Genomic DNA, 16,783 nt, shown 5'->3' on the forward strand with positions numbered 1-16,783 from the left:
CGGTAAGCACTATATAAAGTAGGTCTCACGATGGAAAAACAACTCACCTCGGTAGAAATTTGTGCTGGAGCTGGCGGTCAAGCGCTCGGTCTTGAGCAGGCAGGCTTTCACCACCGAGCTGTAGTGGAAATTGATGATCACGCAGTGGCAACACTTCGCTCGAACCGTCCGGAGTGGAATGTAATTCACCACGATGTTTTAGAGTTTGATATTTCCCCTTACACAGACAACCTCGACCTCTTTGCAGGTGGTGTCCCCTGCCCGCCGTTCTCCATCGCGGGAAAGCAATTAGGTCAAGACGATGAACGCGATCTATTCCCTCGCGCGATCGAACTCATCGCTAGCTCAAACCCGAAGGCAGTATTGCTGGAGAACGTTAAGGGACTGGCGCAGCCTCGTTTTGCGGCCTACAGAGATAAACTCGTCAACCAACTCGCAGAGCTTGGCTACCAGTCGTACTGGGAACTCGTTACTGCTGCAGACTATCGAGTTCCCCAACTTCGGCCGCGATTCATTTTGGTTGCACTGAAAGAGGAGTATGTCGAGTATTTCGCCTGGCCAACGCCATACGAGAACCGCCTCACGGTAGGGCAGGCTCTCGAACCGCTTATGGGTGCAAACGGCTGGCCAGGCGCAAAACGCTGGGCGCAACAGGCAAACGCCATTGGGCCGACTCTCGTCGGCGGATCTAAGAAACACGGCGGACCAGATGTCGGTCCAACCCGAGCCCGAGAAGCTTGGAAGAAATTAGGCGTCCGTGGCACAAGTATCGCAGAAGAGCCTCCTCACCCGGATTTTCCAACCGATCTCTCTGAAAATTTACCTCGCCTCACCGTGAAGATGGGCGCCGTAATCCAGGGTTTTCCTCCAGAGTGGAAATGGGAGGGGGGCAAGACTGCGGCGTGGAAACAGGTGGGGAACGCGTTCCCACCACCTGTGGCCCACGCGATCGGTGTTCGAATTGCATCTGCACTACGAAAGGAGCCTCTGCAGGGCCTCTCCCCGGCCACAGCGATCATCCCTCACGCACCGTTACTCGAGGAGCTATCATCATGAAACCGCGTCCAGCTTTAATTACATCATCGCGCCGCGCCTTACATCAGCAACTTGTTGAATCAGGCACCCTTTCCATCGCGGAGACACCACTTGGCAAGATCGCATCAAACGCTGACAAGAGTCAGTCATCGTCCCGGGCGCTTTCTCTCCACGTCGCGGAACAGCTCCATGCACACACTGCCAAGAAAAAGCCTGGACAGAGCGCTGGAGCGGGCTTCGAACACATCATTGCTGAATTCCTGGAAGCAACGTTCCCCTATATGCAATCTGTGCGCCCGGGCGATTGGTCCATCCTCAATGTGGGCAGCTCACGCCGTAGAGACCATCTCGCAGTGTATGAGCCATATACGCACCTTGCGAGTTTGGCAGAAGCAATCCGCCTTAACCCCGACTTAGGCGCGTCCCTGGGCAACAACTATGTCATATCACCGGACATTTTGGTTCTCCGAAATGCAATCTCAGACGACGTGCTAAATCAAGACCGTGTCATCGTCGATGAACACACTGGAACCCTCTCCCCTGTACGCGCTGCAAACCGCGCGGCTCCCACAGCGCATGTGCACGCTGTCATCTCCTGCAAATGGACAATGAGGAGCGACCGATCTCAGAATACGCGTGCGGAAGCGCTCAATCTGATTAGAAACCGAAAAGGTCGGTCTCCGCATATCATCGCTGTCACAAATGAACCAACGATGAGTAGGATAGCTAGCCTTGCTCTGGGCACTGGCGACGTCGACATGGTGTACCACGTTGCGTTGAATGAGCTTATGATCGCGATTGAAGAGAAGGGAAGCGACGACGCCAAGGAATTAATGCATACCTTGGTGGACGGTGACCGCCTGCGTGACATCGCTGACCTTCCACTCGATCTTTCGGTCTAATTAAATGCTCAGTAACCCTGCGTCCACTTTCCTTGTACCCATCGGCGCAGCATTCGGTCTCACATTTCATAGTGGAGGCGCTCGTGGTTAGTCGCAATCCGCTATTCGCGGGCACCTGCTGCTGAACTGACTGCCGTCATGCAAGAGACGGGCTGGCGCCAACGCTTGCAGCCCTCGTATTCAGGGCATCGTCGAGGGGCGCATCCACCGCAACCTGGTTCCACGCCACCTGCGCCCTCTCGGTGCGAATACCTGCGCCACGAAAGGCAGTCCCCACGGCTCGACGTCCTAGCACAGTCGAGATGGGCTTGGCACTACTTCTGCCACGAAGCGAACGGGCGCTTCTATTCCCCGGTCGCCACCGGCTTCAATGCGGAGCATCTTCTTGGTACTCATCTCCCCGAATCGGCTGCTTACTCGCTGACCGAGATGACCTTCTTCTTGCCCTTCTTGCCCTCCCCTCCGGCAGGCTTGGGGCCGTTGACGTCAATCTCCTCGACATCGAACATGCTGGACAGGAAGTCGGCTACCCACTGGACGAGTTCCACGTCGCGCAGATTCGGGCTGTTGATGGCCTTCGACTCGCGCGGCATCGGCACCTGGAGCGTCTTCGCGGCGGCGCGGTAGTTCGCCCCCGAGTACAGGCTCTTGAGCCGCACCTGCTTCGAGTCCGGCAGCTCCACGGGGTGGAACTTGATGCGCGTGCCCTGCACCAGGATGTCGGAGACCCCGGCCTTGCGCGCCTGGTGGCGCAGCCGCGCCACGGCCATCAGGCGCGACACCTCGACCGGCATCGGCCCGAAGCGGTCCACCATTTCCTCGGTGACGCGCGCGAGGTCCTGTTCTTCGCGCGCCTCGGCGAGCTTGCGGTAGATCTCCAGGCGTAGGCGTTCTGCGTTGACGTAGGTTTCCGGGATGTGGGCGTCGACAGGCAAATCGACCCGGATCTCCTTGGGGCCCTGGTCGGTGCCGTCGACGGTGCCGCCGTCCATCATGGTCTTAAACGTTTCGACCGCCTCGCCGACGAGCCGGACGTACATGTCAAAGCCGACACCGGCGATGTGGCCGGACTGCTCGGCGCCCAGCACGTTGCCGGCGCCGCGCATCTCCAAGTCCTTCTGCGCCACCGCGATGCCCGCGCCCAGGTCGTTGTGCTGGGCGATCGTGGCCAGGCGGTCGTAGGAGGTCTCTGTAAGCGTCTTTTCCTTCGGGTAGAGGAAGTAGGCGTAGCCGCGCTCGCGGGAGCGCCCCACGCGCCCGCGCAGCTGGTGCAGCTGCGACAGGCCCATGTTCTGGGCATTTTCCACGATGAGCGTGTTCGCGTTGGCGATGTCCAGGCCGGTCTCCACGATGGTGGTGCACACCAGCACGTCGTACTCGCGGTCCCAGAAGCCCTGCACGGTCTGCTCGAGCACCTGCTCGCTCATCTGCCCGTGGGCCACCACCACGCGGGCCTCCGGCACGAGCTGGCGCAGGGTGCGGGCGGTCTTCTCAATGTCGGAGACCTTGTTGTGGATGTAGAAGACCTGGCCGTCGCGCAGCAGCTCGCGTCGGATCGCCGCGGCAACCTGCTTGTCCTCCTGTGGGCCCACGTAAGTGAGCACCGGGTGGCGGTCCTCCGGCGGCGTGGTGATGCTGGTCATCTCGCGGATGCCGGTCAGGCTCATCTCCAGGGTGCGCGGGATCGGCGTCGCCGTCATGGTGAGCACGTCCACGTGGGATTTGAGGGCCTTGATGTGCTCCTTGTGTTCCACGCCGAAGCGCTGCTCCTCGTCCACGATGATCAGGCCGAGGTTCTTCCACTGCACGCCGGTGGTGAGCAGGCGGTGGGTGCCAATGACTACGTCCACGGAGCCGTCGGCAAGCCCGCCCGTGATCTCCTTCGCCTCCTTGGCCGAGGTGAAGCGGGACAGCTCGCGGACCGTCACCCCGAAGCCGTCCATGCGTCCGGCGAAGGTGTTGTAGTGCTGCTGGGCCAGCAGCGTCGTCGGCACGAGTACCGCGACCTGCTTGCCGTCCTGCACGGCCTTGAACGCGGCGCGGACGGCTACCTCGGTCTTGCCAAACCCGACGTCGCCGACGATGACGCGGTCCATCGGCGTCGGCTTCTCCATGTCGTCCTTGACCGCGTCGATGGCCGCCATCTGGTCCTCCGTCTCCACGAACGGGAACGCGTCTTCCATCTCCTGCTGCCAGGGCGTATCCGGGGCGAAGGCGTGGCCCGGCGCGGCCTGGCGCTTGGCGTAGAGCTCGATGAGCTCGCCGGCGATCTCGCGCACGGCCGCGCGGGCCTTGCGCTTCGTGTTCTTCCAGTCCGAGCCACCCATCTTGCTCACGCGCGGGGCCTCGCCGCCGGTGTACTTGCTCAGCAGGTCCAGCGATTCCATGGGGACCCACAGCTGGTCGCCGGGCTGGCCGCGCTTGGCGGGCTGGTACTCCAGCACGATGTACTCGCGCCGCGAGTCCTCGTCGCCCGTCTTGATGGTGCGCTCGGCCATCTTCACAAACTTGCCAATGCCGTGCGTGTCGTGGACGACAAAGTCGCCCGGCGTGAGCGCGAGCGGGTCGACGCGGTTGCGGCGGCGCGGGGCGCGGCGCTTGGCGCCGGCGATGTCGCCGACCCTGTTGCCGGTCACGTCCGTCTCGGTCACCACGACCAGGTTCGGACCCGGGAACACCATGCCCGCGTGGCTGAGCGCCTGGTAGAGGGTCACGGCGCCGTCGACGGGCTCGAGCCCCGGCGTGGCGATGCGCGCGGAGACGCCGTGCTCGCGCAGGCGCTCCGCGGTGCGCTCCACTGAGCCCTTCGCCGGGGCGACAAAGGCGACCTTGCCGTGGTTCTGCTGCACGTGCAGCTTCAGGGTGGCGTAGAGCTTCTCAATCTCCTTCGGGTCGCCCTTCGGCGCGGGCGCGGGCTCGAACTCGAGCGGGAGCGTCTCCGTGTCGTCCGCGGCGAACATGCCGGGCGGTGCGAAGGTCCACCACGCCGCCCCCGCGTTGCGCGCGGAAACCTCCAGCGACTCGTAGGAACGGAAGGAGGATGCGGACAAGTCGAGGCCCTCCACGGCGACGGGTCCCTCAGCGCCCATGGCGGCGGCCTCCCAGCCGGCCTCGAGGAATTCGTGGTCAGTGGCCTCCAGGTCGGCGATGCGGGTGCGCACCTTTTCCGGGGAGGTCACCATCACGATCGCGCCGGACGGCATCAGCTCCGGCAGCGCGGCGTACTTCTGCTCGGTGAGTGCGGGGATGAGCGCCTCCATGCCGTCGGCGTGGATGCCCTCGGACACGCGGGTGAGCAGCTGCACCAGGGTCGGGTTGGACGGGAACTTCCTGGCAAGCTCGTCGGCTTTGGCGGACACGGTGGCGTCGATAAGCAACTGCCTTGCGGGGAACACCTCGACGGCCGCGACCTCGTCGATGGTGCGCTGGTCCGCGACGGAGAAGCTGCGCAGGTCGGTGACCTCATCGCCCCAGAACTCGATGCGGACGGCCTGCTCGGCGGTGGTGGGGAAAATGTCGATGAGGCCGCCGCGGGTGGCAAACTCGCCGCGCTTAGCCACCATGTCCACGTGCTCGTAGCCGAACAAGGAAATCCGCTCGGTGAGCTGGGAAAAGTCGTACTCGCGGTCGGCTTCGATCCGGATCGGCTCCGGCGCGGGGAGGACGGGCTGGCACGCGGCGCGCGCGGCGGCCACGATCACCCGCGGCATCTCCCACAGCACCTTCGAGCGCCGCCCCACCACGTCCGGCGCGGGCGAGAGCCGCTCGTGCGGCAGCGTCTCGTAGGCGGGGAAATGCCCCACCTTCGCCTCGCCGAGCAGCGCCTTGAGCTCTGCAGCGAGGTCCTCCGCTTCGTGCCCCGTGGCGGTAATGAGCAGCAGCGGCACCTCGCGCGCGATCGCCCCGGCCGCCCAGGCGCGCGCCTGGTCCAGCCCCGTCACATGCAGCGAATCCATCCCTACGTTGGCCACCAGCCCCTTGAGCTTGGGGTCGGTCATGGCCATGGTGAGCAGCCCGCCAAGCGCGGGCACGGTGTCCTGTGTCATTCGTCCTTCTCCCCATCCGTGGGCTTGTAGTGCTTGTCGACGCCACCTTCTCCGCCCCCACCCGCAGCCGAAGGCTCACACTGCACGATGTGGGGCTGCGCTTCCAGGCCGCGGAGCCCGTTCCAGCACATGTTGGCGATGTGGGCAGCAGTGGTGTACTTGTCCGGCTGGCGCTCGTCCAGCCACCACAGCGCGGTGTTGGAAACTGTGCCGACCAGCGCCTGACCGTACAACGCCGCAACCGAGTCATCTAATCCACGCTGGCGGAACGCCTGCGCTAACAGCGCGGAGACCTGCGTGGTGACGCGGCTGAGCAGCGTGGTGTAGGTGGGCTCTTCCCCCGGCGCTTGGCCGCGCACGATAATGATGAACCCGTCGGTTTCCTCCTCGACGTACTCCAGCACCGCGACCACTCCCTTCTCGATGCGCTCGCGCCACCGACCGTCCTGGATCACCGCGGAGATCCGCGTTTCCAGCTTCTGCATCTCCACGTCGATGACGGCGCGGTAGAGCCCCTCCTTGCCGCCGAAGTGCTCGTAGATGACCGGCTTGGACACCTCGGCCCGGCTGGCGAGCTCCTCCACCGAGATGCCGTCGAGGCCGCGCTCCGCGAAGGCGGCGCAGCCCACGGCAATGAGTTGATCCCGGCGTTGCTTGCCGGTCATTCGCTGACGAGCCATGCGTACCACTTTACGTCCGCACTGCCCGCACCCGTCGAGGCGCCACCGCTGGAGACATTTTCTGGAATCGCGCGCTATACGCTAGACTGTCTTCTTGTCATTCCCCATGGTGTAATCGGCAACACTACGGTTTTTGGTACCGTCATTCTAGGTTCGAGTCCTGGTGGGGAAGCTTTTTTATGCAGCGGATTCGCTTGGCCTAATGAGTACATTCAATCTTTCCCGACTACACTGTCATTGTTTTACCAGCTAGTCGGAAGGCTTCCTCTATGCCGCGCCCAATTCACGGCTCAACCCGGTATGTTCCTGCGCTCGACGGGCTCCGCTCGATCGCGGTGCTGTTGGTCATTGCGTACCACCTGAACCTTCCGGGCTTTGGCGGCGGGCTGCTCGGCGTCGGCGTCTTTTTCACGCTCTCCGGCTACCTCATCACGCTCAACCTGATGAACGGCCACCTGCGCGACAACTCGCTGCACCTGGGCACCTTCTGGCTCCGCCGGTTCCGTCGTCTCGCGCCGGCAATGTTGGCCACCGTCCTGACGGTCCTGCTCCTCTCCGTCGCCTTCGACGCCGAGCACCTGCACGACCGCGCCTTCGAGGCCCTCAGCTCGGTGTTCTACGTGAACAACTGGCACAACATCGCCACGGGGGCGTCGTATTTTGAACAGTTCAACGGGCCCGGCCCACTGGACCACATGTGGTCCCTGGCCATCGAGGAGCAGTTCTACCTCCTGTGGCCGCTCCTGCTCTGGGTCCTGCTCAAGGTGCTGCGCCGCCCCTGGCTGGTCGCCACCGCCACCGTCCTCCTGGCCGCCGCCTCCTACGGGTGGATGTGGGCGCTGGCCAGGCCTGACGTGGACCCGACCCGCATTTACGAGGGCACCGACACCCGCGCCGGCGGCCTGCTGTTGGGCGCGGCACTCGCCGTCATCGTCGCTGCGCGCCGCAACGCCGGGAAGCAGGTGGCCGCTTCACCGGTGGCCGGCACGCTCGTCGGCGCAGTCGGCTTTGCCGGCATCATCGCGCTGAGCATGATGGTCGCCCAAGAGAACATGTTCCTGTACAAAGGTGGCATCCTCCTGCTCAACGCGGCGACCGTTCTGGCCATCTACGCCGTCTTGGGCACGCGCGGCCCCTGGCCCGCGATCCTCGGCTGGGAGCCGCTGCGCTGGATTGGCGAACGCTCCTACGGCATCTACCTGTGGCACATGCCGGTCATCTACTTCATGCCGGATACGTGGCTGCAGGAGCACCTGTTCTGGGCCTCCGTGCTTACCGTCGGTTTGTCCGTGGCGCTCGCAGCGCTCAGCTGGACTCTGTTTGAAAACCCGATCCGCCGCCACGGCGTGCTCGGCCCGCTCAAGGCGTACAAGACGAAGCCGCTGCAGGCGCTGCGCCCGGTATCGCTGGGGTCCACGGTCACGCTGATCAGCGTGATCGCCATCGGCATCCCCGCCCTGTTCGCCACGGACACCGGCAGCCCCGCGAAGCCGGCGATGGAGCTGCCCGACTCCGCGAAGAGCAGCGGTAACAGGGAGCAGGAGGACGAGGCAACGACCGAATCTATGACGACCACTGAGCAGGCGGCGTCGTGGAGCGACCAGGACGCCGACGTCACCACCGCCTGCAGCCAGGTCATCCACGTGGGCGATTCCACCTCGATCGGCATGTTCGACCCCGGCCAGCTCCCCGAGGGCGCGGAAACCGCGATCGACCGCTACCTGGACGCCGGGGCGGGCAGCGTCGAGACGAGCGTCTTCGGCGCCCGCGCCACCAACCAAGGGTTTAGCGGCAACGGCGAAAACTACCCGTCTGCTATCGAGTCCGTCCAGCAGCTCCAAAACATGGGCGTCCCTGATGAGGACACCTGCTGGGTGATCGCCACCGGCGTCAATGACGCGGCCAACGCGGACGCCGCCCGCTCCTACGGCTACGACACCACCGGCGAGATCGAGACCAACATTCGCACGATGCTCGAGCTTCTCGACGGCTACCGCGTCATGTGGCCGACCGCCGCCACCGGCACCCCGAGCAACGGCTTCTACTCCAACGAGAACATGCAGGAGTTCAACGACGCACTCCGCAAGGTCGCGGCGGAGCGTCGCGACGTCGTGGTCTACGACTGGGCGTCGGAAGCCCGCGGCCACCTGGACTGGTTCCTGGCCGGAGACGAGGTGCACTACAACGCCACGGGCAACGACGCGCGCGGCACGCACTTCGCCTCAGCGCTGTCCCACGCATTCCCACAAAACATCGAGACCAGCGACATCCCGAAGGACGCGGAGGTTACCGCGGACGGTCCAAAATCTTAAACTGGCCCATCATCCCCTCGTCCTCGTGGAACAGCATGTGGCAGTGGTACATGTAGGCGTACTCGGGGTTGGGGAGGAACGGGATGTCCACGTAGAGGCGGACCGTGGCCAGCGGCGGGATGTAGACGGTGTCGTGCCAGCCGTCCGTGAACGCTAACTCGCCGCCTTCCACGCCGAGTACACGGAAGCGCGCGTTGTGGATGTGGAAGTTGTGGGGCCAATCCGCGTTCTCGTTGGTCACGGTCCACACCTCCGGCCCCTCCTTATCAATGACAAAGTCGATCCGGTCCATGTCCATGGACTGCTCGTTGATCTGGAACCCGTTGAGGCGGAACTCGCGCTCCACCGCTGCCTGAACATCGTCGGAGCTCACCTCCGGCGCCGCAGCAAGCGAGGACGGCAGGTCCCCGCTGCTCTCGGACGCAGGCCCGGTAATTTCCAGCAGGTCGAACGTATCGCCCAGCCCGAAGCCGTCGGCCACCTCCCCGTCCGGGAGTCCGCCGCCGTCCGGCACCCCGATGCTGCGCAGCTTCGCGGACTTGCCCGCGCCGAGGTCCAAGATGACCTCGGCGCGCTCGCCCGGGCTGAGCAGGATCGAATCCACCTCGACGGGGCGCTCCAGCAAGCCTTGGTCCGTAGCGATGACGTGGACCGGCGTGCCGAAGCTGAGGTTGTGGAACCGCATGGTGGTCCCGTTGAGCAGGCGCAGCCGCAGCCGCGACGCTTCGGCCTCCAGCTTCGGCTTCGTAATGCCGTTGATCAGCGGGGTGTCCCCGAGCAGGCCGTAGGTCGGGTCGATCGTCTCGTCCAGCTGGCCGTCGTCGGTGAACTTGGCATCGGTGATCACCACCGGGATGTCGTCCACGCCGTAGGTGTTGGGAAGGCCGAGGGCGTCCGCGTCGTCGTCGGCAATCACGATGCCCCCGGCGAGGCCGCGGTACGCGTGCAGCGCGGACACCCCGTGCGGGTGCGGGTGGTACCAGACGGTGGCGGCGTCCTGTCGCACGGTCCACTCCGGCTGCCACTGCTCCCCCGGCGCGAAGACGAGCGCGGGGCCGCCGTCCGCATCAGCGGGAAGGTGCATGCCGTGCCAGTGCACAACGGTGGGCTCGCTCACCTGGTTGCGCACCGTCATCCGCACGGTCTCGCCGTTGCGCATGTACAGGGTCGGCCCGAGGAAATCGCCGTTGAAGCCCCAGGTGTTGGTGCGCACCCCGGGCAGGATCTCAACGCGCCCCTCCTGCGCGGTCAGCTCGAACTCGCGCACTCCCCCGACCAACCGGCCCTGGTCCAACGGCGGAATAGGCAGGGGCCGCGCCTCCTCCTTCGCCCCGCGCGGGGTGGGTTGCCCGCTCGCGCAAGCGGCGAGTACCGCCGCACTCGAGAGGACGATGCCCCGGAAAAAGGTTCGCCGATTGATACCGCGTGCCACGGTAAAAGCCTCCTGCTCAGCCGAAAAGTTTGGTGCGCCTCATTCTGCGCACGTCACCCCTCAATTCTACTATTTCCCACATGAGCAACAGCCCGAAACCACATCAGGAGTACAACGCGCGCAGGTTCATCTGGTCGAACGGCCTGCAAGGCATCGGCGACCAGATCGTCGCGCCCAAAACGGTCCTGCCCTGGCTCTTCACGGCGGCAGGCGTGCCGCACGTCTTCACCTCCTTCCTCGTCCCGATCCGCGAGTCCGGCTCGATGCTCCCCCAGGCCGCGCTCAGCCCGTGGGTCACCTCGCAGGCGCAGCGCAAACGCGCCTGGCTCATCGGCTCGTGGGGCCAGGCGATCTCCGCAGGCTTGATCGCGCTCAGTGCAATGCTTATCGACGGCACCGCCCTCGGCGCCGCAGTCGTCGTCCTCCTCGCAGCGCAAGCGGTGTTCCGCGCGCTGTGCTCCATCGCGGGCAAGGACGTGCAGGGGCGCACCATTGAGAAGGGGCGCCGCGGCCGGATCACGGGCCGCGCCGCCGCGCTGTCCGGCGGCTTCACGCTCGCCGTCGGCCTCCTCCTCTCTGTCCTCCCCAACGACTTGCCCCGGTGGGTGATCGTGGCGCTGCTGGCGGGCGGCGCGTCCACGTGGGCGTTCGCCTCGCTGGTCTTTGGCACGATCAAGGAGCCCGCCGAGGAGCCGACTCCGAAGACCAACAGCAACTGGGCGAAGGCCACCTACGACCTGGTCAAGGGCGACCGCCAGTTGCAAAAATTCCTCGTCGTGCGCTCGCTGATGTTGGTCACCGCACTGTCCACCCCCTTCATCGTGGTGCTGGCGCAATCGGAGGGCGCGAACCTCTCCAACCTGGGCTCGTTCATCATTGCCTCCGGCGGCGCGGCGCTCATTGGTGGGCGCATCTCCGGCATGTGGTCCGATAAGTCGTCGAAGACGACGATGGCTTGGGCGGCGGCGGTGGCGTCGATAAGCCTGCTCCTGCTCGTCGCGAGCGCAAACCTGCTGCCCGCGGCCGCCAACGCGTGGATCATGCCGCTGGGCTTCTTCGTGGTCAACCTGGCGCACACCGCCGTGCGCGTGAGCCGCAAGACGTACCTGGTGGACATGGCGGACGGCGACCGCCGCACGATGATCACGGGGGCCGCGAACACCGTGATGGGCGTGGTGTTGCTGGTGGTCGGCGCGATCTCTTCGGCGATCTCGGTGCTCGGACCGCAGACCACGCTGGTGTTCTTGGCCCTCGTCGGCTTCGTCGGTGTGTTCTCCGCCGCGAACCTGAAGGATGTCTCTGCCCGCAACGCGTAGGCGTTATGCGTTAACGTAAACAGGACGTTAGTTACTCAACTCAAAGCCATACATAAGGAGCCAAGAGTGCCAAACCACTCCAAGTGCGCCGTCGTTGTGCTCGCCGCAGGCGCCGGTACCCGCATGAAGTCGACGAAGCAGAAGACGCTGCACGAGATCGGTGGGCGCAGCCTGCTCTCCCACTCGCTGCATGCCGCGGCCTCCGTGCACCCGGAGCACGTCGTCGCTGTCGTCGGCCACCAGCGCGACCAGGTGTCTCCGGCGGTGGACGAGATTGCCCAGGAGATGGACACCACCATCCTCCAGGCGGTGCAGGAGGAGCAGAACGGCACCGGCCACGCGGTCCAGTGCGGCCTGACCGCCATCCCCGACTTCGACGGCACCGTCGTGGTCACCAATGGCGACGTCCCGCTCCTGCAGCCGGAGACCATCGAGGCGCTCATCAACGAGCACGAGCGGGCGCAGGCCGCCGTGACGGTGCTCTCCCTGGAATTCCAGAACCCCACCGGCTACGGCCGCATCATCCGCGACGAGTCCGGCGACGTGCGCGAGATCGTCGAGGAGAAGGACGCTAACGACCAACAGAAGGCCGTCAAGGAGGTCAACTCCGGCGTCTTTGCGTTCGACGGCGCCGTGCTGCGCGACGCCCTGACCCGCATCAACTCGGACAACGCGCAGGGCGAGCTGTACATCACCGACGTGCTTGGTATCGCCCGCAGCGACGGCAAGACCGTTGCGGCCTTTGTGGCGCCCGACGCCCGCGAGCTCGCCGGCGTGAACGACCGCGTGCAGCTGGCCGCCGCCGGCAAGGAGCTGAACCGCCGCCAGGTGGAGAAGGCGATGCGCGGGGGCGCCACCGTAGTCGACCCGGCGACCACCTGGATCGGCGTGGACGTGGAGATCGGCCAGGACGTAATCATTTATCCCAACACGCAGCTGTGGGGTGCCACCTCGATCGGCGACCGCGCCGAGATCGGCCCGGACACCACGCTGACCGACATGGAGGTGCACGCCGGCGCCAAGGTCGTGCGCACCCAGGGCGAGCTGGGCGTGATCGGCGAGGACGCAACCGTCGGCCCGTTCACCTACATCCGCCCCGGCACCGAGCTGGGCGCGCGCGGCAAGCTCGGTGGGTTCGTCGAGTCCAAGAACGCGAAGATCGGCGAGGGCTCCAAGGTCCCGCACCTCACCTACATCGGCGACGCCACCGTGGGCCGCGAGTCCAACATCGGCGCTTCCTCCGTCTTTGCCAACTACGACGGCGTGAACAAGCACCACACCACGATTGGTGACTACTGCCGCACCGGGTCCGACACCATGTTTGTCGCCCCGGTGAACATCGGTGATGGCGCCTACACCGGCGCGGGTACAGTGGTAACGGAGGATGTGCCTGCCGGCGCACTCGCCATCAAGGAAGGCCGCCAACGCAACATCGAGGGATGGGTGGAAAAGCGCCGCCCGGACACCGATGCTGCGAAGGCTGCCAAGAACGCACGCGAGAGCTAAAGGATCGCAATGACTGGATACTCAACCGAAAGCCACAAGGACCTCAAGGTCTTTTCCGGCCGCGCCCACCCGGCGCTGGCGGACCAGGTGGCCAGCGAGCTCGGTATTGACCTCGTTCCCACCACCGCCCGCGACTTTGCAAACGGGGAGATCTTCATCCGTTTCGAGGAGTCCGTCCGCGGCGCCGACTGCTTTGTCATGCAGTCGCACGCGCAGCCGCTGAACAAGTGGCTGATGGAACAGCTCATTATGATCGACGCGCTCAAGCGCGGCTCCGCGAAGCGCATCACCGCGATCCTGCCGTTCTACCCCTACGCCCGCCAGGACAAGAAGCACCGCGGCCGCGAGCCCATCTCCGCCCGCCTCATCGCGGACCTGCTCACCACCGCAGGCGCCGACCGCATCGTCTCCGTGGACCTGCACACCGACCAGATCCAGGGCTTCTTCGACGGCCCGGTCGACCACATGCACGCCCAGCCCATCCTTGTGGACTACATCAAGTCCAAGTACCCGATGGACAACCTGGTCGTGGTCTCCCCCGACGCCGGCCGTGTGAAGACCGCGGAAAAGTGGGCGAACGCGATGGGCGACGCCCCGATGGCGTTCGTGCACAAGACCCGCGACATCGACGCCGCGAACAAGGTCGTGTCCAACCGCGTCGTCGGCGACGTCAAGGGCAAGGATTGCATCCTCATGGACGACATGATTGACACCGGCGGCACCATCGCCGGCGCCGTCGGCGTGCTGAAGGAGGCGGGAGCAAAGTCCGTCGTCATCGCCTGCACCCACGGCGTGTTCTCCGACCCGGCGCGCGAGCGCCTGAGCCAGTGCGGCGCCGAGGAGGTCATCACCACCGACACTCTGCCGCAGTCCACGGAGGGCTGGCAGAACCTCACGGTGCTGTCCATTGCCCCGCTGCTGGCCAAGACGATCCGCGAGATCTTTGAAAACGGCTCGGTGACCACCCTTTTTGAGGGCCAGGCGTAGTAGCCCACCGCCGTACTTTCCCATAAGCCCCCGTGACCGAACGCCGGCACGGGGGCTGCAATGAATTGTGAGGAGCCCCGTGTCCGACGTAGCAACACCGCCAGAAAGCGATGGTGGCCTGCAGCGCGGCGTGAAGCAGCGCCACATGCAGATGATCGCCTTTGGCTCATCGATCGGCACCGGCCTGTTCCTCGGCTCCGCTGAGTCCATCAGCTACGCCGGCCCCGCGGTCCTGCTCGCGTTCGTCATCGTCGGCGCGATCGTCTACCTGCTCATGCGCATGCTGGGCGAGATGGCGGTCGCCCGCCCGGTCTCCGGTTCGTTCGCCGCCTACGCCCGCGAGTTCATCGGGCCGCGAGCCGGCTTCATCGCGGGCTGGAACTGGTGGTTCACCACCATCGTGGTGGGCATGATCGAGCTGACCGCCATGGGCACGTTCCTCGACTTCTGGTTCCCCTCCATCCCCCACTGGCTCACCGCCTTGGTCACGCTCCTGGTCGTGGTGACCATCAACGCGGCGCGCGTGAGCGTATTCGCGGAGGCCGAGTACTGGCTCAGCCTGATCAAGGTCATCGCGCTCACCCTCATGATTGTGCTGGGCATCGTGCTCGTCCTGGGACTGGGACCAGAGCCCGCGGTGGGCACCGGCAACTTGTTCATCCACGGCGGGTTCTTCCCCAACGGCGCCACCGGCGTCCTGTTTTCCCTGGTCGCCGTCACGTTTACGTTCGGCGGCATCATGTCCATCGGCACGGCCGCGGGTGAGGCGCAGGACCCGTCGAAGTCCATTCCGCGCGCCGTCAACTCGGTCATCTGGCGCATCCTCTTGTTCTACCTGGGCGGCATGAGCGTCATCTTGCTCCTCGCCCCGTGGGACGAGCAGGGCTCCTCCGCCAGCCCGTTCATCCGCGTGCTCACGGCGGTCGGCGTCGACGGCGCCGCGCACCTGCTCAACCTGGTGATCCTGGTGGCGGTGGCCTCGGTGTGCAACACCATGACGTACTCCGGCAGCCGCATGCTTCGCGACCTCTCCCGCAACGGCCAGGCCCCCGCCTGGTTCTCCGCCACCACCAAGAAGGGCCTGCCGCTTCGGGCATTGCTTTTCGACGCCACGCTCATGGGCGTCGTTGTCATCCTAAACTACTTCTTCGAGGGGAAGGTCTTCGCGGTGTTGCTTGCCATCATCGTGGGTTCAGAGCTGATCACGTGGGCGTCGATAAGCTTTGCCCACCTCCGCTTCCGGGCGGGCGGCGGGCAGTCTTCCTTCCGCGCGCCGTTCTACCCCGTTGCCAACTGGCTCTGTGCCGGGTTCTACGCGCTGGTGCTCGTGCTCATGGCGTGCCTGCCGGATTACCGCGTGGGGCTGTTCGCCCTCATTGCGTGGATCGTTGCATTGAGCGTGATAAGTGCCCTCAGGAAGCCCGATGAGGTCCTAAACTAGGCAGGCATGATCCGCCACGACCTCTCATCCCTTCCCGCATACGTCCCCGGCGCGCGCGAGCACGCGCCCGGCACCGTCAAGCTCTCTTCCAACGAGTCCGCGGAAGGACCGCTGCCCACCGTGGTGGAGGCGATGACGAAGGCGCTGGACGGCACGAACCGTTACCCCGACATGGGCGCGGTGGAGCTGCGCGAGGCCCTGGCCGCGCACCTTGGCGTCGACGTCGACCAGGTCGCTGTGGGCACCGGCTCCTCGGCGCTATGCCAGCAGCTGGTCACCGCCACTGCGCAGCCCGGCGACGAGGTGATCTTTCCCTGGCGGTCGTTCGAGGCCTACCCCATCTTCGCGCAGGTCGCGGGAGCAACGCCGCGCCCGATCCCGCTGGACACGCAGCACCGCGTCGACCTCGCCGCGATGGCCGGGGCGATCACCGACGCCACCCGGCTTATCTTCGTGTGCAACCCGAACAACCCGAGCGGCACCACCATCACGACCGCGGAGTGGGAGTCATTCATGGCCGCGGTTCCGCCGCGCGTGACGGTCGCGCTCGACGAGGCCTACTTTGAATACAACCGCGCCACCGACACCCCGGTGGCCACCGAGGAAATCACGAAGTACCACAACGTGGTGGGCCTGCGCACGTTCTCCAAGGCGTACGGCCTGGCCGGCGTGCGCGTGGGCTACGCCTTCGGCGCCCCCGCCATCATCGAGGCCCTGAACAAGGTGGCGGTACCGTTTTCCGTCAGCTCCGTCGCGCAAGCGGGGGCGCTCGCCTGCCTGAGCGCGGGCGCGGAACTGCAGACGCGCGTGGACGAGACGTGCGCTCAGCGGACCAGGCTGGTCGAGGCGCTGTCCCGCTTCGGCACGCCGGAGTCGCAGACCAACTTCGTCTGGATTCCGGGTGCCCCACAAGATTTCGCCGAGCGCATGGCCGCGCACGGCGTGCTTGTGCGCGCGTTTCCAGAGGGCGTGCGCATCACGGTCACGAACGAGGACGAGACAGACGCCTGCCTGCGCGCCCTTCACCAGATATTGGAATAGACGTTCGCCTCGCTCGGAAACGGTGACGTACCTCGTCTGCTCTCGCCTGGGCATCCGCCCAAACTCACCGGAGTATCTGGCCGGG

The 16,783-nt window shown here is 65.3% G+C and carries 11 protein-coding genes; 8 read left to right on the forward strand and 3 right to left on the reverse strand.

What is annotated here, in order from left to right:
• The first annotated feature begins 30 nt into the window (after window positions 1–30).
• Together FPH17_RS04260 and FPH17_RS04265 are read left to right on the forward strand one after the other, a co-directional pair.
• Window positions 31–1,056 carry a DNA cytosine methyltransferase gene (locus FPH17_RS04260; RefSeq protein WP_095553189.1) on the forward strand — a complete coding sequence of 342 codons (1,026 nt, stop codon included), beginning with the start codon at window positions 31–33 and terminating at the stop codon, window positions 1,054–1,056.
• Window positions 1,053–1,937: an NgoMIV family type II restriction endonuclease gene (locus FPH17_RS04265; RefSeq protein ID WP_095276872.1), complete on the forward strand. Its 885-nt coding sequence runs from the start codon at window positions 1,053–1,055 to the stop codon at window positions 1,935–1,937. Before FPH17_RS04260 ends, FPH17_RS04265 begins: the two co-directional genes overlap by 4 nt.
• A 413-nt stretch (window positions 1,938–2,350) precedes the next feature.
• On the opposite strand, the gene mfd is transcribed toward FPH17_RS04265, so the two are convergent.
• Together mfd and FPH17_RS04275 are read right to left on the reverse strand one after the other, a co-directional pair.
• The gene (mfd, locus tag FPH17_RS04270; RefSeq protein WP_154878787.1) at window positions 2,351–5,983 is read right to left on the reverse strand and encodes a transcription-repair coupling factor; all 3,633 of its coding nucleotides are present in this window, start codon (window positions 5,981–5,983) and stop codon (window positions 2,351–2,353) included.
• A complete protein-coding gene (locus tag FPH17_RS04275) occupies window positions 5,980–6,663 on the reverse strand; it encodes a TetR/AcrR family transcriptional regulator (RefSeq protein WP_154878788.1) in 684 nt (227 codons plus the stop codon). The genes mfd and FPH17_RS04275 overlap by 4 nt, the downstream gene beginning before the upstream one ends.
• A 269-nt stretch (window positions 6,664–6,932) precedes the next feature.
• On the opposite strand from FPH17_RS04275, the gene FPH17_RS04280 reads away from it, so the two are divergent.
• Window positions 6,933–8,975, forward strand: a complete 2,043-nt coding sequence (locus tag FPH17_RS04280) for an acyltransferase family protein (protein WP_154878789.1) — start codon at window positions 6,933–6,935, stop codon at window positions 8,973–8,975.
• Here the strand turns inward: FPH17_RS04280 and FPH17_RS04285 are convergent.
• Window positions 8,950–10,407, reverse strand: a complete 1,458-nt coding sequence (locus FPH17_RS04285) for a multicopper oxidase family protein (protein ID WP_244288060.1) — start codon at window positions 10,405–10,407, stop codon at window positions 8,950–8,952. The two genes, FPH17_RS04280 and FPH17_RS04285, sit on opposite strands and share 26 nt — an antisense overlap.
• Before the next feature lie 80 nt (window positions 10,408–10,487).
• On the opposite strand from FPH17_RS04285, the gene FPH17_RS04290 reads away from it, so the two are divergent.
• The 5 genes from FPH17_RS04290 (at window position 10,488) to hisC (ending at window position 16,698) form a co-directional block, all read left to right on the forward strand.
• Window positions 10,488–11,723: an MFS transporter gene (locus FPH17_RS04290; RefSeq protein ID WP_154878790.1), complete on the forward strand. Its 1,236-nt coding sequence runs from the start codon at window positions 10,488–10,490 to the stop codon at window positions 11,721–11,723.
• A gap of 66 nt (window positions 11,724–11,789) precedes the next feature.
• Window positions 11,790–13,229, forward strand: a complete 1,440-nt coding sequence (glmU, locus tag FPH17_RS04295) for a bifunctional UDP-N-acetylglucosamine diphosphorylase/glucosamine-1-phosphate N-acetyltransferase GlmU (protein WP_154878791.1) — start codon at window positions 11,790–11,792, stop codon at window positions 13,227–13,229.
• 9 nt (window positions 13,230–13,238) lie between these two features.
• A complete protein-coding gene (locus FPH17_RS04300; protein WP_154878792.1) occupies window positions 13,239–14,216 on the forward strand; it encodes a ribose-phosphate diphosphokinase in 978 nt (325 codons plus the stop codon).
• Window positions 14,217–14,295: 79 nt separating this feature from the next.
• Window positions 14,296–15,657, forward strand: coding sequence for an amino acid permease (locus FPH17_RS04305; RefSeq protein ID WP_244288061.1), 1,362 nt, complete (start codon window positions 14,296–14,298; stop codon window positions 15,655–15,657).
• Between the two features lie 6 nt (window positions 15,658–15,663).
• Window positions 15,664–16,698, forward strand: a complete 1,035-nt coding sequence (hisC, locus tag FPH17_RS04310) for a histidinol-phosphate transaminase (protein WP_154878793.1) — start codon at window positions 15,664–15,666, stop codon at window positions 16,696–16,698.
• The last annotated feature ends 85 nt before the right edge of the window (window positions 16,699–16,783 follow it).

It is taken from the genome of Corynebacterium gottingense (genome assembly GCF_007559235.1).
GTDB classification, from domain to species: Bacteria; Actinomycetota; Actinomycetes; order Mycobacteriales; family Mycobacteriaceae; genus Corynebacterium; species Corynebacterium gottingense.